Raw genomic sequence first — 25,844 nt, forward strand, 5'->3', positions numbered from 1 at the left:
ACGAACGAAGGCCGCCCCATCATGGGAACGGCCTGGCCCTGCGGGAAAACCTTAAAACATCTTGAAGCCTCGAACGCGCAGCGCCTTAATCGCACGGCCGCTCAAGTAGGCGCCTAGCAACCCGACCACGAACGGGGCATAATCGACAATGGTGTAGCTGCTGAGGTTGTCCCAGAGCGAGCCGGACGCCCAAGCCCAGTAGACGAGCATCCCAACGACGACGACGATGTACAGATAGACCGGGAACAAGGTCGTTTTGAGCAGCATATTGAAAATAAACCCGATACCGAACGCCAGCACAAAAATAAGCAAGGCCGCAATGACCAGCTGGATCATTTGAGCGCTCCTCCTGCCACATGAAGATTCATACCTTTTAGTTTATAAAAGCGAGCCAAGCAAAGTCAACCCGATCAGCCGGTTCGGAGCCCATTCCACACGGATTTGCGGCCGGTTCGTGACAGCTCTGTGACAGTGTTTGCCCTTTCCCTGCCGTTTCGCTACAATACGGGTAATACAACCCTTAACCCCACAAAGTGCAACCATTGCTTCGAAGAGTACTCAGGTCCTTTGCGGGGACCCCGGAAAATGAATAAAAAGGAGCTTTTACGATGAGCGACGCAGTGGTTACATTAGAAGGCTGGTATGCCTTGCACGATTTCCGCACAATCGATTGGACCGCCTGGAAGGCGCTGTCCCCCGAAGCCCGCGCGCAGGCCGAGGACGAGCTCTACACTCTTCTGCACGAGTGGCGGGCGGTCGAAGAGAACAAGCAAGGCAGCACCGCGTTCTATCAAGTGGTAGGCCAGAAGGCGGACTTCGTCTTCATGCACCTGCGGGAGACGCTGGAGGAGCTGTCCGCGATCGAGACGGCGTTCAACAAATCGGCATTCGCCCGGTACACGATTCCGGCTTACTCGTACGTCTCCGTCGTCGAGCTGAGCAACTACATGTCCAAGCCCGGCGTCGACCCGATGCAAGATCCGGAAGTAGTGGCTCGGCTGAAGCCGACGCTGCCCAAGACGAACCACATCTGCTTCTATCCGATGAACAAGCGCCGTTCCGGGGGCGACAACTGGTACATGCTGAGCATGGAAGACCGCCGGGCGATGATGCGCAGCCACGGGATGATCGGACGCAGTTATGCGGGGCGCGTGAAGCAGATCATCACCGGTTCGGTCGGCTTCGACGACTGGGAGTGGGGCGTTACCCTGTTCGCGGACGATGCGTTGACGTTCAAGAAGCTCGTGTATGAGATGCGGTTCGACGAAGTGAGTGCAAGGTACGGCGATTTCGGCGCGTTTTATGTAGGCAACCTGCTCGATCAGCCGAAATGCCAAGCGCTTTTGCGGGTGTAACAAGAAGAGCTATTCCGAGGGTCAGTTGACCAAAGGAATAGCTCTTTTTTTGTTGCCGATTAATGCCCGGCCATCATAGCGGCATTCGGCTGCGCATCTCCGCCGGCCGGGTCTTGCTGCGGCTGCTGCCTCGGTCTGCGCAGGAAGAGAGCGAAGAATACGCCCAGAGCTGCGATCGCCGCCGCCAGGTAAAACGTGTCCCCATAGGAGGAAACGGCCGCCTCAAGCGGATTGGGGACAGCCCCCATATGTTCCCGCACTCTCGAGGTGAGGAACCCGGTCATCCCGGCAACCGCGAACGACACCATGACTTGCTGAGCCGCGGTCGTCAGCGGCGTAACGCGGCTCACGAGCTGGCGAGGCGCCGACTGGAGCACGTGCGTGTTGATCGCCATCATGCAGAGACCCATTCCGGCGCCCATGAGCACCAGCGCGCCGATGATATAACCGGTGCCTGTCGTCATCTCGATCTGGGCCAGCATGACGAGCGCCCCCGTGACGACGCTGAGCCCGACGAGAGCGAGCGGACGCGCGCCCACCTTGTCGAACAGCCGTCCGCCGATCGGCATCATAAGGCCGGAGGCGAGCGCTTGCGGCAGCGAGATCAGCCCGGTTTGGAGCGGGCCGTAGCCTTTCACCTGCTGCAGGAAGACCGGGATGAGTACGAACACCCCGAAGAGCGCGATTTGCATCAGCCATGTGATCACGATGCCTCGGCGAAAATCGGAGGATCCAAAGACGCGAAGCTCGAGCAGCGGCTGTCTCTGCCTCAGTTCCACGATGATGAACAAGATGAGCGCGACGAACCCGATGATCAAGCTCGTGATCGTCTGCGTGGAAGTCCAGCTTTTCCCTCCCTCGCTCACCGCGTAGGCCAGTGTGGCGAACGCGATCGGAGCCAGAATAATGCCCAAGTAGTCAAGCTGCGGCACCTCTTTGCGCTCCAAGTTAGGCAAAAACTTCATTCCGACCAACAGCGCGATCACACCGATCGGCAGGTTGATGAGGAAAATCCAGTGCCAAGTAAGATACTCGACGAAATACCCGGACAATACCGGTCCGAGCGCCGGAGCCAAGAGCATCGGCACCCCGAGCGTTCCCATGACGGCGCCCATCTTCTCCGGAGGCGCCAGGCGGAATACCATCGCCATCCCGATCGGCGCGACCATCCCGCCGCCCAAGCCTTGGATGACGCGATATATGATCAACTGCTCGGCCGATCCGGCAAAGCTGCAAAGGACGGAGCCGATCGTGAAGAATGCGACCGTAAGGAGAAAGATCCGCTTGGCCCCGAAACGGTCCGTCATCCAGCCCGCCAGCGGAATGACCGCCGACAGTGCGAGCGTATAGCCTGTTACGGTCCACTGGATCTTGTTCACATCCGTTTGGAAGCTCTCCATCAAATTCGGCAGCGCCACGTTGACGACCGTACTGTCCAGGATGACCATGATCATCCCGATAATGACCGCGGCAAGCGGTCCGATCAAAGACCGTATGGAGAACGGCTGCCCGGTTGTTGTTGCTTCATTAGACATCTGATTTTACATCCTCTCTTGGACCTAGTCTCGATCCATGTCGATTATTATATCGGCCCAATGCTAGAAATCAACCGTCACTTTGCAAATTCCTGTTTACTAATCAACACATTTCGACACGCATGTTGATTTAGAAACGAATTATACAAATTCTTTACCAATCCGGCGTATCTATTCCTTGATTTGCGTCGTCTTCCGATTGTCGATTATACTAATTTTGGAAAGGCGGTGGACATGGATGGCACTGACGACGACCGACCGCAGAACCGTACGTACGAAGCAGCTGCTGCGCGATGCCGTGTTAGACGTGATCGAAGACTTAGGGTTCGACAGCTTGACGGTACGCCAAGTGACGGAGCGAGCCGGGCTGAACCGCGGGACGTTTTATTCCCACTATCTCGATCTGCACGATTTGTTGAATCAGTATAAGGAAGAGTTGTTTGGGGTCATGAAGGGGATCTCCGAACAGTTCGAGCCGAATGACTTTCTTCATATACAATCGGTCGAGGCACCGCCGGAGCATACGATCGCGTTATTCGAGTTTCTGGCCGAGCACGCCCGGTTTTTCCGCACCCTGCTGGGGTCGAAGGGCGATCCCGCCTTCCCGGCGCAGATGAAGCAGTTTATGCTGGACAATTTCTATGAGAAGCTGGCCCGTTACCAGCCCATTCCGGACGAGATGGACATCCCTCCGGCTTATCTCGCCCACTATGTCATCTCCGCGAATTTGGGCCTGCTGCAATATTGGTTCGAGTCCGGCACGACGATGAGTCCGCGGGAGATGGCCAAGCTGTCGATCCGCTTGTCCCGGTTCGGACCTGCACAGTCGTCGATTTTGTCTAAAATGGCGTTCACATCTATTGTCTAGGGCATTCCGCCACGTTCCAAGGAACCAAACGGCGTCTTACCCGTACTACTAAGGAGGGTCAAGCCTGAAACAACCACTAGGTACCCGAATGACTAGGAGGGATTGCGATGAATTGCCCCGTTTGTGAAGGCGTAAGAATGCGCGAAGTAGAGAAAAGCGGAATTATGATCGACATTTGCCCGGATTGCAAGGGCGTTTGGCTGGATCGCGGCGAGCTGGACAAGCTGATGTCCGGTGTCCGCGAATTCCGGCAGGAGTACGAGCGCGAACGCGAGACGTATACGCGCCCCGATGCCCCTTCATACCCGCAGCGGTACGATGACGACGACGATAATAAGAAGCATGGCCACTACGGATATCCGAAGCATAAGAAGAAGAAAACAGTGTTCGACATGTTCGACGATTTGTTCTGACCCGGTTTCGGCCGCCGTGCTCGCCCTGAACTGGGGGTGCCGGCGGCTTTTCCGCGTTTTCCCTGCGCTTGCATATTGACCGTTCTCCTTGTCCCCCGGTATTCTTATAGTTAGAGCCCCTTTCCCACACTTCATTCCGCAGCACGTACAAGGAGAGTCCCAATGGAAAATACTACTGCAATGATTCATTCCCCGGTAATTGAAAGCGCTGCCAACAATCTCAATCGGCTGAAATCGTGGTTGATCTTCGCGGCTACGCTTCTGACGGTCCTCCTCATCGGAGCCGTACTCACGTTCCACGGTTATATCGCCTGGACGATCGCAAGACCGGTCATCCCTCCCCTCACCTCCAATCCGCTTCAGGCGGCAGGACTCCCCTACGAGGACGTTCGCTTCGCCAGCAGCGATGGCGCGAGCGTCTTGGACGGCTGGTATATTCCCGCCGCCGGCTCGAAGAAAACCGTAGTGTTCTCCCATGGGTACGGGGGCAATCGGGAAGAGCTCTGGGTGCCGTTTTACAGCCTGGCCAAAGAATTGAATAAGCGCCAATACAACGTGCTGCTGTTCGATTATTCCTATGTCCGGCCCGAGGTACTGCCGACCGGGGGCGTTCGCGAGTCGCTGGAGCTTCAGGGGGCCCTGGATTTCGCCAAAGAAAAGGGAAGTGCGCAAACTTATGTTTGGGGCTTCTCCATGGGAGCGGGGACCGCGCTTCAAACCGCTCTGAACAGCCGGGACATTACGGCGATGGTGCTGGACAGCACGTTCCTCTTGGAACCGGACACCATGTTTCAGAACATTCGGCAGGTGGTCGACCTGCCCCGATTGTCCTTGCCGCTTATCCGCTGGTTTATCCCGCTCTTGAACGGCACGAGCATGAAGCAAATTCCGTACGAAACCGTGAAGCACACCGACTACCCGATGCCGATTTTGTTCATCCATGGGATGATGGACGCGAAAGCCCCGTACGACATCGTCCAGACGATCTTCGCCAATCAGAGCCCGGAGCGGGAATCCGGCCTGTGGCTGCTTCCGAACGGTCGCCATGAACTGATCTATAAAGTGAATAAAAAGGAATATTTGAAACGAGCGCTTACTTTTCTCGAACATACGAGCTGATTTCATGCTCAGGCTATCGCAAAAGGTTTGCATCGGTGTCCGATACTGCTATACTCGAGGGTAGCGATGTATGAAAGGCGGAGATGCGAATGGCGTATGCATTCCTCATAGAACCCGACGCGTATGCAGCGTTCGATTCGGAGGACGACCAGCTCGAGCAGTGCAAGGCCTGGGGCTTGTTATCCGAGAAGGCGACCAGGACGAAATCGTATACTTATAAAGGACACGGCTTGAACTTGTCGTGCACGGTCATTGGGTATGTCGATGAAATGACGGCCGTAATCGAGTTCGAGACGAGCGAGCGGCACTGTATCCATCCGGCCTACCTGAAGGAGATGCAGGCGTCCACCTTCACCGGTCGGCTCGGCAGCGCCTCGGACGACGGAGCGGACGGTGATGAAGCCTCGACCGAAAGCGCGCAGGCCGACGCGGCCGGCGGCGGGAAGGCACGGGCCGCAGCCGTGAAGGCTGCTCGTGCGTCCGAATCGGACGAAGCGGCGGCACCTGATGGAAGGGCAGCGGCTCCGGCTTTGTCGGACAAGCCTAGGAGTGCGGAAGCTCCCATAGCGAAGCCCAAGCGGACCATCAAGCTGCAGCTGCCCGAAGAGAAGGTCAAGATGACCGCGACGGTCCAAGCGCTCGCTACCGTGCCGAACCATTTCACTGAAGAGGACGACGAAATCGTCATCTACGAAGCGGTCTCCATCCTGGAGCCGCCGATGGAAGTCGGGGAAGCGTGGTCCAGCCACAGCAACACGCTCAAGAAGCTGGAGCTGCAGGTGGGCGATACATTGACGTTCGAGTGCAAGATCGTCGCGAAGAAGCTGACGAAGCATCCAGTGGCGTACAAGATCAACAACCCGGCTAAGATTCAAAAGGTTTGAGTCCATGAGAATGGTATGGGCTGCCCCTGGTTAGGTCGTGAAATAACGACCTTCCAGGGACAGCCCTTTTTGTGATGCGTGTGCAGAGAGCCGCGGGGACTACTCCCACGGGAACGTGTCCGTCAAATAGTCGGCGAACTTCTTGCTCTCCTCGCGCCGCAGCTTCCGCATCTCCGCCCGCTTGATCGCCGTCTCGTGGAGCCGCTTCTCTTCCTCGGTCTCCGGGATGACGCGCGGCACCTCGAGCGGGCGATGGTTGTCGTCCAGCGCCACGAACGTCAGGAACGACGTCGCCGCGATCTGGCGCTCGCCGCTGCGCAAGTCCTCCGTCATGACCTTGACGAACACCTCCATCGAGCTGCGCCCCGTATAGGTCACGAACGCTTCCAGGGTGACGGAATCCGTCGTCTTGATCGGCCGCAGGAAGTCGACCGAGTCCGTCGAGGCGGTTACGACGAACTTCCGGCAATGCTTCGACGCGGCGATCGAGGCGATATCGTCGATATTCGCCATCAGCTTGCCGCCGAACAGCGTATTGTGGTTGTTCACATCGGTCGGGAAGACGCGGGACGTCCGGTAGCACCGGGACTCTTTTACGAACCGTTGTTCCATCTATAGCTTCACTCCTCGAATAGGCGCCCCGAGGCGTATAGCTCGAGCGCCTGCTGCATCTTCCTTATGTATTCCCCATCGCGGCCGGAACACATCCATTGCACGCCGGCATCTCCTGAACCGGTATCGTTGAGTAGGGAGTGGGCGCTCAACAATTCGCGCAATCTTCGGACCGTCCCCCGGCTGCCGTCGATGATCGAGATGTGGGGCGGGACGAGCTTCGCCAGCAGCTGCCGGTAGAACGGATAGTGCGTGCATCCCAGTACGAGCGTCCCGTACTCGTTCAAGTCATAAGGCTCGAACTGCCGCCGGAAGTAATCCGCGAGCACCGCCTCGTCGAACTGAAGCGCTTCGCAATACGGCACGAGCTCCGGCAGCGGCAGCGAGTCCACGATGCTCAGATCGTCCACGCGGTTCACGAGCTCGTGGTACTTGGATTCGCGCAGCGTGAGGGCTGTCGCGAGCACCAGCACCCTGCGGCCGAGCGGCCGGTTCATCTCTACGGCGGGCTTGACCGCCGGCTCCATGCCGACGATCGGGATCGCGTACCGGACCCTCAGCTCGGCGATCGCAATGCTCGTTGCCGTGTTGCACGCCACGACGAGCGCCTTGATGTCGTGCCGCATGATGTCGGCTGCCGCATCCAGAATGAACCGCTTCACGTCCTCCTTTGGCTTGGACCCGTAGGGCACATGCTTGGTGTCGGCGTAATATAGGAATTGTTCGTGCGGCAGCTGCGTCATCGCTTCCTTCAATACCGTGATGCCGCCCAGGCCCGAATCGAAAAAAGCTATTCTCTTCACGTGTCACCTCTAAGATACCGCTAGTCCGTTTCGCTGCTTGCTTATTGCTTATTGTAGTCGATCGCCGGGGGAAAGGAAAGCGGACGCCCCCTTCCTTCGATCAGTATTGCAGATCCAGGTCCACCCTGTTCACGGAAGGCTCGCGGCCGGCCACGTAGTCCTGCAGATTGCGCAGGAAAATGTCCATCGCCCGCTCCTGGTAATGGACGGTGGAGCCCGCGTTATGCGGCGTCAGGATGACATTCTCGAGCTCCCAGAGCGGGCTCGACTCCGGCAGCGGCTCCTTCTCGTATACATCGAGCCCCGCCCCGGCGATGATGCCGGTCAGGAGCGCTTCGACGAGCGCCTCCGTGTCCGTCGTGCCACCGCGGCCGATATTGATGTAGTGGGCGGTCGGGCGCATCGCCTCGAACTGCTCGCGGCCGAAGATATGCCGCGTTGCGGGCGTGAGGGGGAGCGTGTTGATCACGAAGTCGCTACGCGACAGGACGTGCGTCAGCCCCGCTTCCCCGAACATCTCGTTCACGTACGGCGAGGGCTCGCCCGACCGGCGGACGCCGAGCACGTGCATGCCGAACGCCTGGCACAGCCGGGCCGTCTCTTCCCCGATCGCGCCGACACCGATGATGCCGACGGTCTGCCCGTGAATTTCGCCCAGCAGCCCAACGCTCTCCCACTTCGCCCGTTGCTGGTTGCGCACGGTCAGATGCAGCTTGCGGGCGAAGCCGAGCATCATGCCGAGAATCGTCTCGGAGATCGGGTAGGCGTGCACCCCGCTGGCGTTCGTGAGCATCACTTTATACTGGGCGAGCTTCTGAAAGTCGACATAGTCCACTCCGGCCCCCCACGTCTGCACCCAGCGGAGCGGAGTGCCCGGCTGCAGGCACGCTTCCTCGGCCGTCCGGCGCCAGCCCAGGACGATCTCCGCGTTCGGCAAGTGGGGCAGCCACTTCTCGGGCTCCTTCCCGTGCACCACGGTCCATTGCGGCGCCACCGCCTGAATACGGGCCGCCTCGGACTCAGTCAACGCTTGCAGGCATACTATCGTAGACATGATCAGTTCCCTCCTAGTGCGAGTTTATAAGCTCACGAGCGCATGTCCCCATTATAACCGGACGGCGGGAAAGGGAAAACCTCCCCCTCTTTCAACGGTTTTTTGCCGTTTTGCCCGGATGTAGGGGAAAAGCTCCCTCTCATTCCGACCATTGAGCTGGAGTTAGGCAATTTTCAAGGAAAAAGGGGGGATGTTTTCCCCCTCCTATCGAACTTTCGGGCAGTATCGCCGAATAGAAAGGGAGGAATTCCCTACCGTCGACCGCCTCGGATCCCAACCAGTAACCCGATTTTTTCGGCTTAAACCCGCCTACCTCCTCGGATCCCGGCCAGTAACCCGATTTTTCGGCTTAAACCCGTCGACCGCCTCGGATCCCAATCAGTAACCCGATTTTTTCGGCTTAAACCTGCCTACCGCCTCGGATCCCGGCAAGTAACCCGATATTTCGGCTTATACTCAACCACCGAGCCGGATCCCCATATCGACTATGATGATATCTGGGAAATCCCGTTGCATACAGAGAAACCGCCCATCCGGCTGGATGGGCGGTTCGGTCGAACGGTTTCGGATGCGATGGACGGCTGGCCGGTCACACCGTGTCCGAATCGATGAGCATGAAGTTGGTCACACGATCTCGGACGCGACAGGCAATGGGGCCGGACGTTCGCAGCGGCTCGACATCTCGTAGTGGCGGCCGTCGCGCGACGCCTGAAGTGTGCCGTGCATCGCCTCCAGCACGTGATAGGCGAGCTGGCCGTTCGCCCGGTGCGGAGTGCCGGCTTCGACCGCCCGCGCCAGGTCGGACACCGCGATGCCGCGGCTGTTGTCCGACCAGCTGTGCGTCAGCGGCACCTCGTTCCATTCGGTGGAGCCCGCCTTGCGCAGCAGCACCGGCCCGCCGTACGTGTTCGGGTCCGGTACGCGCAGCGTACCTTCGCTGCCGTAGATCTCGATGCGCGGCAAGTCGGTGCCGCCCTTGATGTCGAAGCTCGTGATCAGCGTCGCCACGGCGCCGCTCTCGAAGTCGAGCACGCTCGAGATGTGCGTCGGCGTCTCGACCGGAATGACGGAGCCGAACTTCGGCGCGCTCGTCACCGTGCGTTCGGCGAAGCTGATCGAGGCCGAGCCGGTAATGCGGCGGATCGGGCCAAGCAGCTGCACGAACGCCGTCAAGTAGTACGGCCCCATATCGAACAGCGGACCGCCGCCTTCTTGGAAGTAGAAGGCCGGGTCCGGGTGCCAGCGCTCCGGGCCGGCGCCCATCATGAAGCCGGTGGCGGCGACAGGCCGTCCGATCGCGCCGGACTCGATCAGCGCGAGGCACGTCTGGATCCCGCCGCCCATGAACGTGTCCGGCGCGCAGCCGACCCGCAGGCCGGTAGCGGCCGACAGCTCGAGCACCTCGCGCGCCTCCTCCAGCGTCACCGCGAGCGGTTTCTCGAGGTGCACGTGCTTGCCCGCGCGGAGCGCGGCCAGGCTGACCGCCGCGTGTGCCTTCGGAATCGTCAGGTTGACGACGATGTCGATGTCCGGATCGGCGAGCAGCTCGTCCACGGTGCAAGCCGTCGGCACCCCGAACTGCGACGCCTTCGCCTGTGCGCGCTCGAGCTCGAGATCCGCTACGGCCGCGACCTTCACGTTGTCGAACCGGGGAATGTTCTTCAGATAATTGCCACTAATGTTGCCGCAGCCAATAATGCCCACTTGATACACCTTCATGACGGTCCTCCTACTTCAGCGCCAGGGACAGACCCAGCTGATCTTGAATAAAGTCCCGGCAAATTCTCAGGCTGTTAAGCGGCGTGCTAAGCGAGCGGTCGATCTCCACGGTCAGCCAGCCGTCATACTGAATGTCCTTCAGCACTTGGACGACCTCCTGGAAGTTTACCGGACCGAGCCCCAGCTCACAGAAGATCGGCATTTGCTCGTCCCCCGACAAGATCGGGAATTGGGACAAGTCGGGCTGCTCCGGGAACACGTCCTTCAGGTGCAGGTAGGCGATCCGGTCCTTGTAACGGCGCATTATAACCGCCGGGTCCATGCCGGCACGATACAGATGGGCGGTGTCCGGGCAGAAGAACACGTAACGCGGATCGGTCAGCTCCATAATCGCGTCGACCTCGTTCTCGTCCTGAATTTCCGTACGCAGATGAGGGTGGACGCACGCCTTCACGCCCAGCTCGAGGCAGCGCTTGCCGGCTTCGTTCATCGTCTCCGCCGCGATCTTCAGCTCCTCAAGCGTCGTCCCGCCCTCCGTGCGCGGTCCGCGAGGGCCGAAGACTATACGATCGCTGCCGCAGGCGGCGACGAACCTCGCCACCTGGGTATTATAGTCCAGCAGCTCCTGGCGGTTCGCCTTCTCGGTGAACCGGCCGCCTCCGTACAGCGCGGACAGCACGAACCCGTTGCGGGCGAAAATCTCCTTGAACTCCTCGATCCGGTTCTCGTATTGCAGCGCGAGCCGCGTGAACGTCTCGCACGCCTTATACCCCAATGTAGCCGCTTCTTCCATCCCGTGGACGAAATCGTCGCCCCATGTGATCAAATGGCACGATACCTTCATTGTGTTCAGTCCTCCTATAAGGAAGTTGTAATTCGGTTCCAGAGCCGGAATGTGTCTCCGGTCTTGACGTCGGCCAGCACCTCGCGGCCGCCGTGCGTCACTCTCGACTTCCGGCCAAGCCCCATTCGCTTGAACGGCTGCTTCCAGTCGGCGTCGAGCCGGATGAGCGACATCCCGGATTGGAACGTGAGCCGGCGACCCTCCAGCTGCGGCTCATGTACGTAATACGTGGACGGCTTGTCGTAATCCGGCGAGTCGATCAGCGCTACGTGGCCGGCCAGTTCCTCGGCCGATAGCGGCTGACCGTCATCCTCGAGTTCGACCTCGATGCGGCGTTCGTCCAAGTCCACCGCGACGACCTGCCCGGTATAAGCCGGGGCGGCCGCTTCGAAGCGGTGCATGCCGTCGCTGATGAGCGTGTAGCCGATCGCTTCGACTTCGATCAGACTCCCCTCCCGATAGCGCAGCAAGAGCGCGCGCGCATCGGTCTCGTAGATGACGCCGTCTGCATCGGCGAATCGATACATGACGCCGACGGCATAGCCGGCGATGACGATATCGCGATGCACGCCGTCCGCGTGCACGATCTCCATGCCGACCGGCTTGTACGGTCGGGATGCCGTCCCTGCGGCCGGCGCCTCGGGCGACGCCGACAGCAGCGTGAGCCGGCGCACCGAGCTCAGGAACGCGCGGTGCTCGTACGGCTCCAGCACGGCGGCGAACACCGCACGGTGCGTGTCGGCACCGGTTGGCGCGGCGGCCGTGTCGCCGCGGTCCGGCACTTGCAGCGCCGCCAGCCCGGCGACCAGCTCCGTGCCGGAGGCGGCCGAAGCCGCTCCGGTCGCGCCTGCGCGGTTCGCCGCCGTCGCGTCGGTCACGGTCGTGCCGGCCGCGCTCGCCTCCGCCGCGGCGCTCTCCGCACTCGTATCACCCGAGCCGCTCTCCACGCTCGCCCGGTCGCGCCAGATGACCATCGGCTCCCAGCGCGACCGGCGCATCTCCTCGCCGCCGCGCTCTCCGAGCGCGCACACGATCTCGCGCCGCTCGCCCGGCTCCGGCGCCGTATGTACCTTGAGCGCCGCGCCCGCGTACCGGTACGTCCAGCCGACCGGCTGGTCCGTCGTTAGCTGCCGCAGCGCCTGCATCCATCCGTGGCCCGGCTCGCTGTACAGCTCGACGCCGGGTCCGGCCAGCGTCCCGCTCAGCGGCTGCCAAGCCCCGTCCGCCTCCGCCGCGGTCCCCTCGAACACGACATCGTCGAACGAGATGTCCATGCCCATCGTGTGGTAATCGAACGTCGACCCGTTCTCCACATAATTCAAGTCGACCACATAGGCATCCGCCCCGTCAGGCGCCTTCACGAGCCAAGCCCATCGCTCGTAATGCGTGCCCGGGTAGGCGATCGTGTTCTCCATGCCCGTCACTTGCAGCAGACGGCCCTCATAGTGGCATCGCTGGCGGCTGTAGGACGGCGCCTGATTGCGGCCGTCGACGACGACGACGGTGCACGCGGCGGAATGAATCTCCCAGGCGTCGAACTTCGGACTCAGCCATGTGAACGGATAGCTGCCGATAGGGGAGAACAGATGGTAGCCGTAGCCTGCGATCCACAAGCCGAGCTTATCCCCATGCTTGTGTCCGGCCGACGGCTGCCCGTACATGACGACATGCTTGCAGTTATGGGCGTTTGTCCCGGCCCGGAGCACGCTCGTCTCCGAGTCCTCGACGAGGAAGGAAGGCTGGATGCCTCGGCTTCCCGCCTTGTAGGGCTGATAGTCCTCCCAGTTCGAGGCGGAAGCGAGCAGCAGAAGCGAATGCTTCACGTTCGTCAGCCACATGCTGTTCACGCGGTAAGCGGCCAGCTCCTCGGCGTCGTACTCCGCGAGCACCGGTCCCAGCACATCCCGCAGCGATGGCATGCGCGCGAAGCTGATCTCGAACGCCGGGCTGTATTTGAACTTGCCCCGGGTCCGGTCCGCGGACAGCGGCTCCCGGTTATCCGCCAGCGTATCGCCGAACATCGGCGTCAGGTTGCCGCAGTACAGCCTAGAGTACAACCGGATGACCTGGCTGATCCCGAACTCGGCGTTCTCGAACATGTCGATGCCGTCCGGGAAGTAGGTGCCGTCGCGGAACCCGTAGTTGTTGTTGGCCATCATCGTAACTTGATCGCAGATCTGGACGATGTAGCCGAGCGAGTCGTAGATGTAGCGCCCGTCGCGGAAAAAGTTGTTCCGCACCTTCGCCTTCAAACAGTAGTCGCCCACATTCAGCACTTCGTGCATAAGCCGGCCGCTCTGCATGAAGCTCGCGATCAGGAGCTCGAGGTAGATGTAGCGCAGCGACCAATCCGCGTTGCGCGTCCGTTCGATCTCGCAGCTGTACAGCACGAATGGAATCATATCGTGCACGGCGGCCTTCAGATCGAACGACGCGCGTCGCGGGCGGCCTTCCGCATCCGGCTTCGATGCGAACACAGCCGCCACCGCATCGCCCAACTCACCGATCGAGTCGTACAGCAGATCGAACGAATCGAAATAATTGGACAACCAGTGGCACTCGGTCGTCGTCGGCTCGGCGATCTGCACCGTATCGTAGTAGCCCGAGCCGTAGTTGCCGTTCATGTACGGAATCAGCTCGCCTAATCGGCCGAGCAGGATGAGCGCTTTGCGCGCATAGGCCGGATCGCCCGTAAGGTGATAGGCGAATGCCAGATTCGGGATCGCCCCGGCATACCGGCTGCCTGTCGTCTCCGGACAGACCGAGACGTCCTCCATCACGCTGCAGTACGGGGTACCGAGCAGCATGGAGATGAGGAACAGCCGGTACGAGGCGATGAACATGTAGCGCGCGCCGGGGACCGGGAAGCCGTCCGGGGCGACGAAGCCCCCGCCGTCGTCCTCCAGCACGACCGGCTCGCCCGTCTCGGGGTGCGTCAGCGTCATGCCGACATGCCACCAAGATTTCGTATGGATGCTGTAAAATTCATACGGCCGCTCCAGGCATACTTCGAACGCCGTCCGTTTGCCGCCGTGCAGCGGATTGCCGAAGAACTGTCCGACCGACAGAGCCCGGGGGTTGCCGACCGGCACGAAATCGAACAGCTCCTCGTCGCTCTTCGCCGCCCAGTAGTCGGCGATGCCGACGATCTCCGCCTTCATCCGGGCGCCCCAAACGGTCGTCTCGGCATTGCGGCGCGCGCGCTGCACATCCTCCCGGCTCAGCCGGCCGGTGAATCCCCGCTTCTTCTCCGCCATGAGCTCATGGATGCGGTCCGGAATATACCGCCGTTCCCATTGGGCATAGTGCGTACTGCTATAGGCTTGCACCCGCTTCGTCCAGTCGGCGATCTCCTCGTCACTTAAGTCCCGCGTCAATAGCAGGTCGCCGTTGCCGATCCCGCCGGACGGCCGATCGCCCTTGATGCCGGACCAGGAGATGAAGTCCCCGCTCAGGTTGTTGTTCGGGTCGTCCTTCGGATCTTTCAGAATCCGTGTCACATTGAACCCAATAACCCGATCGTCCAGCGAACGGATCCGCAAAAACTCGAGCGGAATCGAGAACGTCGCCTGCTGCATCCCGTCCCGCTGCGAAGCCTCATAGATCAGCCCTTCCGGCAGCGGGAGGAACTCTTGCTCATAGTTTTGCTCCTCATACAGCAACGTCCCGTCGGGCTTCAGATGCAGCACGAACATGTTGTGCCGCTTCCGGCGCGTGCTGCCCCGGTCGAAGAACAGCAGAACCGTGCCATGATCCCCGCCCTTGCTTACGATCGCCTCGTACTCCACCTTGACGAACAACCGGTCCTCCCGCGTATACGCCTCAAAATGGATCGAGTGATTCGACGGCTCCAGCTTCGCCTTTTTTCCCCGAAACTGCACGTCCGCCACCAAAAACGTCCCCGACCGCTCGATCGGCCTCCCAGCCCCCGCCTCATGCACCAAGTAAACGGGATATAAGGGCTCTTTAACTCTTTTGCTTCCCTGAACCGCTTCCATCTTTTTCTACCCCTTTCCCAGCGAAAGAGTGGTTTTAGTTTTTGGCCGTTCCTAAATGAAATGGAAATCCTGTAGGGCGAGCGGAAAGTACCACGTGCCGCCTTTGAAATCGTGTTCCCTCAGATGTAGCACTAAGGAGAAGGAAGGAACACGATTTCAACCGCGGCTGGAGCCGCACTACAGGATTGGAAAGAAATATAGGATCGGCCGTCACTAAAGCTATTCCTTGAGCGACCCCAATTGCGCACCCTTCACGAAATATTTTTGCAGGAACGGATACACAATGATAATTGGCAGTGTGGCGAAAATCACGATCCCCGACTTCAGCGTCTCCGGCGTAATGTGCATATCGGTCAGCAGCTTGAAGTCCGGCGAGTTCTCATTGACAATCATGCCCCGAAGGACGATCTGGATCGGGAACAACTCCTTGGAGCGAATGAAGATCAAGGCTCCGAAATAAGCGTTCCATTGGCCGACCGCGTGGAACAAGCCCATCGTGGCGAACGACGGCAGCGACAGCGGCGCGGCGATCCGCAAGAAAATCCCGAACTCGCTGCAGCCGTCGATATACCCGGCATCGAAAATTTCCGAGGAGATCCCCTGGAAAAACGTCTTCATCAGAATGACCCCGAACGCCCCGATCGCGCCCGGAATCATAAGCGCCCACAACGTGTTCGTCATCCCCAAGTAATGCACGATCAGGAAGTGCGGGATGAGCGGCACGCTGAAAATAAAGGTGATCACGATCCCCTTCATGATCAAGGCGCGCTTCGGCATGTAAGGCCGGGACAGCGCATACGCGAGCGTCGACGTGAACGCCAGATAGATCAGCGTCCCCAGCACCGTGATGTACACGCTGACCCCAAGCGCCCTCCACAATGTCTTTTGCCCGAAAATATGCTCATAGATGAAGAACGTCAACCCTTTCGGCCATAAATACACTTGACCCGCATCCACGAACTCCGTGCTGCTGAGAGAGACGGCGAGCACATGGAGCATCGGCGCCAGCATCAAGAATCCGACGACGACGAAGAACAGGGCGTTCAGAAATTGAAACAATCGTTCCGAGCGATAAACCGGCATTGGCGTACCTCCTCCCTAGTAAATGCTTTCCCCGGTAGTTTTTCTGGCAAGCGTGTTGACGCCCATCACTAGCAGCAAGCCCACAACCGACTTGAAGAAACCGATCGCCGTAGTGTAGCTGAAGCGGGCTTCCAAGAGACCGACCCGGTAGACGTAAGTATCGAGCACTTCGCCGACATCGCGCACGAGCGGGTTCAGGAACATGAGCACTTCTTCCACGCCGGTGTCCAGCAGGTTGCTGATATGGAGCAGCATCAGCACTACGATGGCAGGCAGCAGCGCCGGCATCGTTATATGCCACATTTGTTTCCAGCGGTTCGCCCCGTCGACGACAGCCGCTTCATACAAGTTCGGGTTGATGCCGGCGATCGCGGCCAAGTAGATGATCATGCCCCAGCCGACTTCCTTCCAGATCGCCGCCCAGACGATAATGCTCCGGAAGTACCTCGACTCCGTCAGGAACGAGATGCGCTCCAACCCCAGCATGGAGATCAAGTCGTTGATAATGCCGTTCACATCGATCAAGCGGATGAAGATGCCGCCTACGATAACCCAGGACAGGAAATGCGGGAAGTACAGGAACGTCTGTATGGACCGCTTAAAAAACATATGGCGAATTTCATTCAGCAGAATCGCCAGGATGAGCGGCGCCGGGAAGCCGAAGATGAGCCGGTAAAAGCTCAAGATCAGCGTATTTTTCAAAATTCGAAGAAAATCATAATACGTAAAAAGGGTAACGAAGTGATCGAAGCCAACCCACTTGCTGCCCCAAATCCCCTTGAACATGTCGTAGTTCTGGAATACGATCACGTTGCCCAGGAGCGGAATGTACTTAAATGTAAGGAAATGCAGCAGGCCGGGCAGCGCGATAATGAGCAGGGCAATCCGGGGATTCGAAATCCATCGTTTTACCATAAATACCACCTTTGCAACAAATTGTTAATCGAATTAACAAGAAAAAGGGAGCGTGCGAGCTCCCCTTTTTTTCTAGAAAGACCAGAACTATTCATTCCCGGGGCCCCCGCAAAGGGACTAAGCTCTGGATGATCTTCAGAGGCCCCGCGTCACTTTGAGGGGAGATTATGCTACTTCTTGTTGTTCTTGTTATACCAGTCGGTGGCTTCCTTGATCGCTTGCTCGCCGCCGCGCTTCTTCCAGTCGGCCACATATTTGTCCCAACCGGTGTTAATGTCTTCCTTGCCCGTCACCATCCGCGTGAAAGCGTCCATGAACAGCGTGCCCGTCCCTGCGCCAAGCTCAGGCGTAGTGGCCATTGTGGACGGTACCGGCATGTTGATGCCCGGGTCGACCTTCATCGACTTCGTGTATTCGATCGCTTTCTTCAGTACGGCCGGATCGATGACTCCGCCCTTTTGCACCACACGATCGTCCATCCGGGAGTCGCCGGCCGGGTTGATCATCGTCTGGATGAACGTCTTCTCCTTCTTGTTCATATCGGAGTTGCCGTCCCAGACCGCGTTCGCGCCTTCACCCGTGAAGTTGCGGCCCTGGATGCCGAAGGCGAAGAAGTCCTTCTTCTTCTGATCGTCCGAATATGTCCAGTCCATGAATTGGACGAAGCGCTCCGGATTTTTCGTACCCGAGATGACGGCGTGCACCTTCGCGATCGGCAGCCCTTTGAAGCCCATGCTGTACTCGCCCTTCGCGTTCTTGAAGCCCGGCAGCACGTCGATGATGCCTTTCTTGCTCGCGAACGTGCTAGGAGCGTATTGGCCCAGCTGACGGATGTCTACGTTCCAGAACGCTACGCGGTCATTCTGGATGAGCGCGGTCATGTCGGTCGCTTTGGCCGTCACCCAGTCCTTGTTCATGTAGCCTTTGTCATACATCAGCTTGTAGAACGCGATCGCATCCTTCATGCGCGGGTTGATGATGTCCGGGATGAACTGGTTGTTCACGAACTGCCACGCCGTGGCACCCGGGCCTTGCACCGTTCCAGTGTACAAGTCGAACGCCGCGAAGAACACTTGGCTGTTGCCGAAGTCGGAACGCGCTACGAAACCGTATTCATCATTTTGACCATTGCCGTTAGGGTCCTTCGTCTTGACCGCTTCGAAGAACGCCAAGTACTCGTCCAGCGTCTCCGGCTGTTTCATGCCCAGCTTGTCGAGCCAGTCCTTGCGGACGATGAACCCGCGCGTCTCGATCGGTTCGAGCAATTTCGGAATCCCGTAAATTTTGCCGTCCTTGCTGACCTTCGGATTGTTCCAGACATAGTCCGGAATTTTCTTCTTGAGGTTCGGCCCGTACTTGTCGATCAGAGCGGTCAGATCCAGGAAGATGCCGTTCTCGACAGCCGTCGGGTGGCCTTTGTCCGTGATGGAAGAGGTCGCAATGACTTCCGGCACGTCCTTGGACGCGAAGCGGGTAACCAAGGCCTCGGAGTAACCGGTTGCCGGAATGAACTCATAGTTGATCTCGGTCGGCGCGCCAACCGATTCGCTGAACAACCGGGACATTTCCTTGTAGATCGGATCGTCCTTCGTGGCTTGCTTGGCGTAAGCTTCGCCTCCGTCGTTGTTCAATATCGTGAACTTCGCCGGATCTTTCGATGGCGTTGCGCTGGGAGCGGCATTCTGTTTCTCGTCGCCTCCTCCGCAGGCGGTCAAGATAGCGGCCATACTGACGGTAGTAGCTACTGCAACGACTATTCCTTTCTTGCGGTTCAAGTGAGATCCCCTTCCTTCTCTTCGTGATGCTTCTACTGTACCGAAAATCGTTGCATAGCGTATATGGCTTTATTTGCACTTCTATGGCTTTTCTCGACTATGATTAAGCGTTTTCATGAACTACCGTTCACCTTTTCTTGAACCATGGTTCAAAAAGCGTCTTTCAGCGCGTTCAAAGCCGTCCCGATTAACAGCACAAATGTCAGTCTTCGAAACCAGGCCGGGGAAATCCGGTTATGGATCCACGAGCCCATCGCCTGTCCGATCAGGATGGCGGGAATCATGGCGAGCGCCATCAGCAGCAGGCTGAGCGGCACCCGTCCGGTGATCAGATGGATCGCCAGCGTAATCGGGTATACGGTGCAAAAGTAAGCGATCGACGTCCCCCGGAACGCGCCCTTCTCCATCTGCCGGGAGTTAAGAAACAGGACGAGCGGCGGCCCCGGCATCCCTACGCTCGACGTCAGGAGGCCCGAAATGATGCCGATCGCGCCGCCTTGTCCGAGCGGCAGCCGGATCTTAAAGAGCAGGGGGATGGTGAACAGCAGAATCGCCATGCTGACGAGCAGCTTCAGCAGGCCCACGTCAACGAGCAAAAATACAAGCCCACCCAATGGCAGCCCGAGCAGACTGCCCCGGATCAGCTTGCCGAGTACGCCCAAATCCGCCTCCTTGTACACCCGCGGCAGCGTGGTGAGTCCGGAGAACAGCGAGAGCACGATGCTGAGCGTCACCGCGTAGTGGCCGTCGTGCAGCAGCAGCAGGAGCGGAATGGCGACGATGGCGAAGCCGAATCCGGTGCTGGACTGCACCAGGGCCGATAACAGAATAATGCCGAACGTAAACAACCACAAAGTCACTTGCCTTGCACTCCTGTTCTGGTCCGCCCGTCAGGGCTTCCGGTAGGCGTCGTAGCTCCTCCACGGCCGAAAGCCCAGCTTGGCGTAAAAATCTAGATGTGTGGTCCAATCGATGACGATGGTCCGGTAACCTCTCGCTCTAAGTACATGAACCCCCGCCTGAACCGCCGCCAGGCCGTATCCTTGCCCGCGGTGAGCCTCCGCAATGCCGAGCGGCCCGATGCCGCCGGACGTGCCGGGCGGGAAGACGCCGTTCCAGTAGACGTTCGCGGCGAGCCGCGGGGAATGTTCGTCGTTCACGCGGCAAAAGCCGATCAGCTCGCCCCGCAGCCGGAGCAGCACGAACTCCCGGCCGTCGCTCCCGGCGTGCAGGCACGCCTCCGCCGAGTCCGCCCAGCGGCCGGCGAAATGCCGGCGCAGGAAGGCTACGAAGGCGTCCGCCTCCGTCGCCGGCTCGAGCGTGCTGCATGTGAGCCCGGCATGGTCGGGCCGTGCTGTCGGCGGCGCCGCGGCGAAATCGGCGGCGAGGTCGTACGCCGTCTCGCCGAGCCCGTACCCGCAGCGCTCCAGCAGGTGCTTGAGCGCGTACGCGTCGCCCGGGACGCCGGGCATGTAATGCCCCGGCTCCCGGCCCGCCTCGAGCGCACGCGCCCCCGCGCTGCGCAGCCCTTGCTCGCACCGCGCGAGCAGCGCGCGGCCGATGCCTTGCCGGCGGTGCGCGCCGGCTACGAGCAGCAGGCTGACGTGCCCGGTGCCGGGCGCCGCCAGCTTGCCGATGACGAAGCCGACCGGGGCGTTCGTCGCGGCGTCCTCCGCCACCCAGGAGGCGGCGGGCAGGCAAGGGAAGGCGCCGAAGCTGTTCTGGCGCAGCAGCCGGAGCGACAGCGGGAACGCCGTGCCGAGCTCCCGGTTCCACAGCGCGCATAGCGCTTCGCCGTGCGCCTCCTCCAGCGGGACGAGGCGGACGGCAGCTTTGCGGGCGGATGAATCATGGGCCTCCGTGGTCATGCGGCAGTTCCATCCTTTTCGTTAGGTTTACAGAGCAACGGTCTTGCCGGTCAAACGGCTCTCGTTCGCCGCTTCGAGGAACCGGATGAGCTCCACCGACACGCTCGGCTCGACCGCCGGGCGGCCCGTGCGGACCATCTCGATCACCTCGGCGAGCAAGAGCGTATACTTCTGCGCACCGTCCGAAGCGGTGTTCACATAAGCCGTACCCTTCTCCCGGTGCACGAACGCCCCGTGGCTGACGTTCGGGATGCGGTTGCCGCGGGCGATGCCGATCCGGCCGTCCGCCCACACGCCGGTGACCAGCTCATGCTCCGACTCGGGCGCTCCTGCGGCCGTCGTCGTGACCGACACGCAACCCGGCCCCATGATGGCGTACAGCACCTCAACCGTGTGAATGCCGTACCAAAACCATCCCGGGTTGGACGGCAGGAACTCGATCGGGCCGAAGCACTCGGCTCCGATGACCGCCCCGTTCGAGCGGTCTTCCACGGCGGCCGTCAATTCGGGCGCGAACCTCCGCACCGACGAGGTCATGATCGGCACGCCATGTTGTTCGCCCAGCCGCACGATCGCCCGAGCATCTTCACTCGTCAGTGCGAACGGCTTGTCGACGAACACCGGCTTGCGATAGCCGACGATCCGCTCGAACAAGCTGCGGTGTACGCGTCCGTCCACGGCCGTGAGCAGGATCAGGTCGGCCTCCTCGGCGACCTGCTCGGGCGTCTCCGCGATGCGGACCCCGTACGACTCGCTCAGCTCGCGGGTATAGCCCTCCACGCGGTTGATGCTCGCGGGGAAGTCGGGGGATCCGCCGGGGTAGCCGAGGACGACGCGGCCGGCCCGCGGCATGTGGTGCTCGTAGCTCGGGTCGTTTATGATCCGGGTAAACACTTTCGCATGGGACGTGTCGAGTCCTACTAATCCGATTTTGAGCTCGCTCATCGCTAATCTCTCCATTTCTGGCTTCTAAGATGATGGGTACATGGATGCTTCGATGCTAATATGCTTCTGGATGCCGGATGCTTGGATGCTTGGATGCTGGATGCTGCTTACGCTCGTGCCGTCGCTTTCTCCAGCAGACCGAGCCCTCGGTACACCTTGATGACCGCTTCGATCACCTCGTCGGCTTCCGTATCCGTCATCAGCGGACTGATCGGCATGAGCGTCATTCTAGGCAAAATCCTCTCCGCGTTCGGACACATGCCCGGAGCATATTCGACCGGATTCTTGAACGGGTAGTCGAACGGGAAATTGTTCTTCTCGGCCGTCTGCTTGTTCAGCAGGAACGGAGTCATGTAGATCGGCTTCGCGCCGTACATGAAGTATGTGAACACGTTCTCCGCCATCATCGCGTCGACGAATTGCTTCGCGTTGGCGGCATCGTCGTGAAGGAACGCCAGAATGCAGCCCAGATCCCCTTGCTCGTCGACGGTCCCGCGGAACTTGATGCCCGGCAGCTCCGCCGCCAGCGCCGACTTGATGCGGCGGTGGTACTTCCGCATATGGGAGATGATCGCGTCCCGCTTCTCCCACTGCTCCAGCATGACCGCTCCGGCCATCTCGGTCATCCGGAAATTTTGGCCGACGAACGCCTCGCCCACGGACAGTCCGCTGCCTTCGGTGACGTACCGGCCTTTGTCGCGGAAGCTGCCTTGATCGTGATAGCGGACCGCCCGCTCGAACAAGCGGAAGTCCCGGGTCGCGATGGCGCCGCCTTCGCCGGACGTGACGATTTTCTGCATCTGGAAGCTGAACGCCCCGATCTCCCCGAACGTGCCGCAGAACTGCCCTTTGTATGAAGCGCCGAACGATTGAGCCACATCCTCGATGACCGGCAAGTTGTACTTGCGCGCGAACGGCATAATGCGGTCCATGTCGCACGATTGGCCGTTGATGTGCACCACGATGATCGCCTTCACTTCATCGTCCATCACCCGCTCCAGGTCAGCCGGGTCGAGATTCAGCGTCTCGTCCATGTCGACATAGACCGGTACGGCGTTGCAGCAGATGACCGCTCCCGGCGTCGCCGTGAACGTATTGGCGGGCACGATGACTTTGTCGCCGTAGCCGATGCCGAGCGCCTTCAGGGCGACGACGAGCGCCGCTGTCCCCGATGTCAAGCCGAGCACGAACGGGATGCGGAACGCCTCCGCCATCCGGTCCTCGAACGTGCTGACCGCCGCCTGATTGTCCGGCCCGTAGTACCGGTTCATCGACGCGGCCCGCATCACTTGCGAGACCCGCGCTTCTTCCTCCGCTCCTACGACCAATGCTCCCCGGAGCATCCCGGGCACTAACTCTTTGCGAACCGGGGTGCCTCCATGAATCGCCAGCTTCTTTTCCACTTTTCTCCACGCTCCTTGAATGAGTCAAATTATTATCTATGAAAAGAATGAACGGACTTTACGCGAACTTCTCCTTGCCGCCCTTCCAGCAGCTCCGTACTTGAATGCGCCGGTTCTCGTCGAAGTCGAACAGGACGAGATCGGCGGGCGCCCCCGCCTCGAGCCCTTGCTGCACGGCCAAGCTCAACCGCCGGGCCGGGCCGAGCGACGCCATCTCCCATGCTTGCGGCAGCGGGCAGATGCCGCTCGCGACGAGATGGGCGACGCCCCAAGGCAGCGCCTGGACGGAGCCGGCCAGCAGCTTCGGATTGTCGGCGAGGTGGAGCCGGCCTTCCTCGGTTTTCACGACCTGCACGCGCTTGTGCGACATGTATGTGCCCGCGGGCAGCCCGCCCAAGTGCACGGCGTCGCTCACGAGCATCGCCCGCTCGCCCTTCACGCGGATCGCCGTCTTGAGCACCGCCTCCGGCAGGTGGAAGCCGTCGGCGATCAGCCCGATGTACAGCTCGTCTTGCGCGAGCTGCTCCCATAGGTAGTTCGGGTGACGCGGCAGCAGGAGGTGCGCGCCGTTGCCCCAATGCGTCGACATCGACGCCCCCGCCTCCACCGCCTCCCGGATCTGCTCCGGGGCGGCGGCCGTGTGGCCGATGGAGACGATGACGCCGCTCTCCACGCAGCGGCGGATGAAGCCGGCGCTCCCCGGCCATTCCGGGGAGAGCGTCACGATGCGGATGCGGCCTCGCGCCGCCTCCTGCCAGCGGCAGAACCGCTCCCAGTCCGGCGGTCGCACATACTGCGCGAGGTGCGCCCCGCGCGGGCCGTCCTCGGGCGAGATGAACGGCCCCTCGAGGTGGATGCCCGCCACCCCGGCGGCACAGTCCGCATCGCTCTCGCAGGCTTGCGCGATGACGGACATCGCCTCCTCGATCCGCTCGTCGGAATTCGTCGTCACGGTCGGCAGGAACGTCGTGACGCCTTCCCGCCATAGCTTGCGGACGACCATCTGCACCGTCTCCGCGGCCAGCGGGAACGAGTTGATGTCGTGCCCCATGAAGCCGTTCACTTGCAAATCGACGAGCCCCGGCGCGATGTAAGACAGCGCCGGCTCCCCGTCCGAGCGGGCGGGCGGCTTCGCCATCACGCTAGCGATGCGGCCTTCCTCCAGGGTGACCTCAATCGGCTGACCGGTCCGGTAATCGAGTCCCTCTAGCTTTGTCGCCTCATCTTCGATTGTCATACGCGAAACTCCACTCCTTCATCAGACTCGGGTTATTTTTTGGTTATATCCCGAGCTCGTTCTTGAGCAGGGCGACCGTGCCTACGATTAGCGCTTCGTTCTCCGGTACGAGCGGACCGCGAATGCCGTGCAGGATGAACGCCTCGGCCTCGTAGCCGCCGTCCTTCAAGATCTGGCGCGTCGGGATGTATGTCGAGACGCCGTTGCTGTATCCCAAAGCGATGACGGGCGTGGAGCCGAACAGCGCTTTGACCTGCAGCGCGTATTCCGCCGGCACTTCCCCTTCGAGCGCTACGACCGCCGCAGCCGGTCCGAAGCTCCACACCTGGATCTCCTGAGGAACGAACGCTTTGACGCGTCCCTCCTGAAGCGCTTTCAACGTGCGTCTCGCCGCTCTCCGCCTATACTCGGTCAACCCCTCGTCCGCGATAAGCGCCTCGAGCTCCGCCGCCCCCCATGGCTCGGTGAACAGCCTTACGTCCGCCCGCGCGGCCTGCCAGCGGGGGCCCGCTTCCGCCATCGGCCGTTTGGCGTCCAGCACGGCCGCCACTTCATCGGCCAGCTTCGCCCCGGCTTCCCGCATCGCTTCTACGGGCAGCGTCTTGAATTTGGCGCCGTCCGCGTCCATTGTTGCGGTCGGCTTGATGTCGCCCGCGCAGCCCTGCAGGAACAGCGCGAGGCTCCCGGGGTACCGCGCTTGCAGCTCGGTGCAGGCCGCGCCGACGAATTCGGCCGAGATGCGGTTCGCCGCCAAGCTCGTCGGGTGGCTGGCACAGCTGAACAGGATGCCCCGGAGCGAGCCGGACCGGTCGGTCAGCTGCAGCACGAACAAGTCCCGGTCGACCGGTCCGTCCGGATTCGGCCGCATTGAGGTGCCTTCCGGTGTGCGGAGCCGGCGGTTGATGCCGACCTGGGTCACGCCCTGTCCGATGCGGAGCGAGCCCTCTTCGAGCCGGTCGTAGCAAGACCGGACGAGCTGAACGATCTTCTCCCTCACAACACGAAAGAACCGGATGTCTTCCGTGTAGTCGACATCGCTGTCCTGCTCCGGCCAGCGGTCTTGCCCGAGGCTGTACCCGCCCCGCCGCCCGGTCGGCTGCTCGCCGGTCATGTAGACCGAGTAGTGTGTGTGCGAGAAATTCACGAGCACTTGCTCGGGCTTCAGCCCGAAGGCGTCCTTCAGGGCAGCACGAATGCCGGCCATGAAGCTGCGGTCCCCGCCCAGAGCGTCTATCGTCAGAAGGAGCAGCGTGTCTCCTTCTGTCGCCTGCAGCAGGGCCGCTTTCGCATAAATGTCGTCGACGACGCCTTCGCGTTTGGCGCTTCGGCCTCCGTAGCCGGCCAGGAAGACGGGATAATCGGGCGTGATCGGGACTTGAGTCAAGGCAAATTTCATAACGACCTCCTAACCGTT

The 25,844-nt window shown here is 60.6% G+C and carries 22 protein-coding genes; 5 read left to right on the plus strand and 17 right to left on the minus strand.

Annotated features, from left to right (window positions below):
- Nucleotides 1-51: 51 nt before the first annotated feature.
- Nucleotides 52-336 carry a YuiB family protein gene (locus ACI5FR_RS17235; RefSeq protein WP_405456471.1) on the minus strand — a complete coding sequence of 95 codons (285 nt, stop codon included), beginning with the start codon at nt 334-336 and terminating at the stop codon, nt 52-54.
- A 272-nt stretch (nt 337-608) separates the two neighbouring features.
- On the opposite strand from ACI5FR_RS17235, the gene hemQ reads away from it, so the two are divergent.
- The gene (hemQ, locus tag ACI5FR_RS17240; RefSeq protein WP_405456472.1) at nt 609-1,355 is read left to right on the plus strand and encodes a hydrogen peroxide-dependent heme synthase; all 747 of its coding nucleotides are present in this window, start codon (nt 609-611) and stop codon (nt 1,353-1,355) included.
- 59 nt (nt 1,356-1,414) lie between these two features.
- Here the strand turns inward: hemQ and ACI5FR_RS17245 are convergent, their stop codons facing one another.
- Nucleotides 1,415-2,890, minus strand: a complete 1,476-nt coding sequence (locus ACI5FR_RS17245) for a DHA2 family efflux MFS transporter permease subunit (RefSeq protein ID WP_405456473.1) — start codon at nt 2,888-2,890, stop codon at nt 1,415-1,417.
- A gap of 238 nt (nt 2,891-3,128) precedes the next feature.
- On the opposite strand from ACI5FR_RS17245, the gene ACI5FR_RS17250 reads away from it, so the two are divergent.
- From ACI5FR_RS17250 to ACI5FR_RS17265, 4 genes are all read left to right on the plus strand, one after another.
- The gene (locus ACI5FR_RS17250) at nt 3,129-3,758 is read left to right on the plus strand and encodes a TetR/AcrR family transcriptional regulator (protein WP_405456476.1); all 630 of its coding nucleotides are present in this window, start codon (nt 3,129-3,131) and stop codon (nt 3,756-3,758) included.
- A 107-nt stretch (nt 3,759-3,865) separates the two neighbouring features.
- The gene (locus ACI5FR_RS17255; RefSeq protein ID WP_405456478.1) at nt 3,866-4,171 is read left to right on the plus strand and encodes a TFIIB-type zinc ribbon-containing protein; all 306 of its coding nucleotides are present in this window, start codon (nt 3,866-3,868) and stop codon (nt 4,169-4,171) included.
- 162 nt (nt 4,172-4,333) lie between these two features.
- The gene (locus ACI5FR_RS17260) at nt 4,334-5,290 is read left to right on the plus strand and encodes an alpha/beta hydrolase (RefSeq protein WP_405456481.1); all 957 of its coding nucleotides are present in this window, start codon (nt 4,334-4,336) and stop codon (nt 5,288-5,290) included.
- 89 nt (nt 5,291-5,379) lie between these two features.
- Entirely contained in the window at nt 5,380-6,174 is a 795-nt protein-coding gene (locus ACI5FR_RS17265; protein WP_405456483.1) for a hypothetical protein, read from the plus strand.
- A 99-nt stretch (nt 6,175-6,273) separates the two neighbouring features.
- Here ACI5FR_RS17265 and ACI5FR_RS17270 read toward each other — a convergent pair whose 3' ends face one another.
- The 15 genes from ACI5FR_RS17270 to ACI5FR_RS17340 form a co-directional block, all read right to left on the minus strand.
- A complete protein-coding gene (locus ACI5FR_RS17270; protein WP_405456484.1) occupies nt 6,274-6,786 on the minus strand; it encodes an acyl-CoA thioesterase in 513 nt (170 codons plus the stop codon).
- Between the two features lie 8 nt (nt 6,787-6,794).
- Complete coding sequence (murI, locus tag ACI5FR_RS17275) at nt 6,795-7,589, minus strand: glutamate racemase (protein ID WP_405456486.1); 795 nt, start codon at nt 7,587-7,589, stop codon at nt 6,795-6,797.
- 100 nt (nt 7,590-7,689) lie between these two features.
- On the minus strand, nt 7,690-8,643 hold the full coding sequence (locus ACI5FR_RS17280) for a D-2-hydroxyacid dehydrogenase (protein ID WP_405456488.1): 954 nt from the start codon (nt 8,641-8,643) through the stop codon (nt 7,690-7,692).
- Nucleotides 8,644-9,267: 624 nt separating this feature from the next.
- Complete coding sequence (locus tag ACI5FR_RS17285) at nt 9,268-10,362, minus strand: Gfo/Idh/MocA family protein (RefSeq protein WP_405456491.1); 1,095 nt, start codon at nt 10,360-10,362, stop codon at nt 9,268-9,270.
- A gap of 10 nt (nt 10,363-10,372) precedes the next feature.
- Complete coding sequence (locus ACI5FR_RS17290) at nt 10,373-11,206, minus strand: sugar phosphate isomerase/epimerase family protein (RefSeq protein WP_405456493.1); 834 nt, start codon at nt 11,204-11,206, stop codon at nt 10,373-10,375.
- Between the two features lie 14 nt (nt 11,207-11,220).
- Nucleotides 11,221-15,204 (minus strand): hypothetical protein, encoded by a 3,984-nt coding sequence (locus ACI5FR_RS17295; protein ID WP_405456495.1) that lies wholly within the window; start codon nt 15,202-15,204, stop codon nt 11,221-11,223.
- A 219-nt stretch (nt 15,205-15,423) separates the two neighbouring features.
- Complete coding sequence (locus ACI5FR_RS17300) at nt 15,424-16,287, minus strand: carbohydrate ABC transporter permease (protein WP_405456496.1); 864 nt, start codon at nt 16,285-16,287, stop codon at nt 15,424-15,426.
- A 15-nt stretch (nt 16,288-16,302) separates the two neighbouring features.
- Nucleotides 16,303-17,202: an ABC transporter permease gene (locus ACI5FR_RS17305; protein WP_405456498.1), complete on the minus strand. Its 900-nt coding sequence runs from the start codon at nt 17,200-17,202 to the stop codon at nt 16,303-16,305.
- A gap of 170 nt (nt 17,203-17,372) precedes the next feature.
- Entirely contained in the window at nt 17,373-18,977 is a 1,605-nt protein-coding gene (locus ACI5FR_RS17310) for an extracellular solute-binding protein (protein ID WP_405456500.1), read from the minus strand.
- A gap of 149 nt (nt 18,978-19,126) precedes the next feature.
- On the minus strand, nt 19,127-19,837 hold the full coding sequence (locus ACI5FR_RS17315) for a sulfite exporter TauE/SafE family protein (RefSeq protein WP_405456501.1): 711 nt from the start codon (nt 19,835-19,837) through the stop codon (nt 19,127-19,129).
- 30 nt (nt 19,838-19,867) lie between these two features.
- Nucleotides 19,868-20,845 carry a GNAT family N-acetyltransferase gene (locus ACI5FR_RS17320; protein WP_405456503.1) on the minus strand — a complete coding sequence of 326 codons (978 nt, stop codon included), beginning with the start codon at nt 20,843-20,845 and terminating at the stop codon, nt 19,868-19,870.
- Between the two features lie 27 nt (nt 20,846-20,872).
- Nucleotides 20,873-21,790 carry a Gfo/Idh/MocA family protein gene (locus ACI5FR_RS17325; protein ID WP_405456505.1) on the minus strand — a complete coding sequence of 306 codons (918 nt, stop codon included), beginning with the start codon at nt 21,788-21,790 and terminating at the stop codon, nt 20,873-20,875.
- A gap of 107 nt (nt 21,791-21,897) precedes the next feature.
- Nucleotides 21,898-23,193, minus strand: a complete 1,296-nt coding sequence (locus ACI5FR_RS17330; RefSeq protein ID WP_405456507.1) for a DegT/DnrJ/EryC1/StrS family aminotransferase — start codon at nt 23,191-23,193, stop codon at nt 21,898-21,900.
- A 58-nt stretch (nt 23,194-23,251) separates the two neighbouring features.
- Nucleotides 23,252-24,430 carry an N-acetylglucosamine-6-phosphate deacetylase gene (locus tag ACI5FR_RS17335; RefSeq protein ID WP_405456509.1) on the minus strand — a complete coding sequence of 393 codons (1,179 nt, stop codon included), beginning with the start codon at nt 24,428-24,430 and terminating at the stop codon, nt 23,252-23,254.
- Between the two features lie 43 nt (nt 24,431-24,473).
- Entirely contained in the window at nt 24,474-25,826 is a 1,353-nt protein-coding gene (locus ACI5FR_RS17340) for a hypothetical protein (RefSeq protein ID WP_405456511.1), read from the minus strand.
- Nucleotides 25,827-25,844 lie beyond the last annotated feature (18 nt).

Origin of the sequence: Paenibacillus sp. HJGM_3 (assembly GCF_045062745.1) — a bacterium.
GTDB lineage: Bacteria > Bacillota > Bacilli > Paenibacillales > NBRC-103111 > Paenibacillus_AA.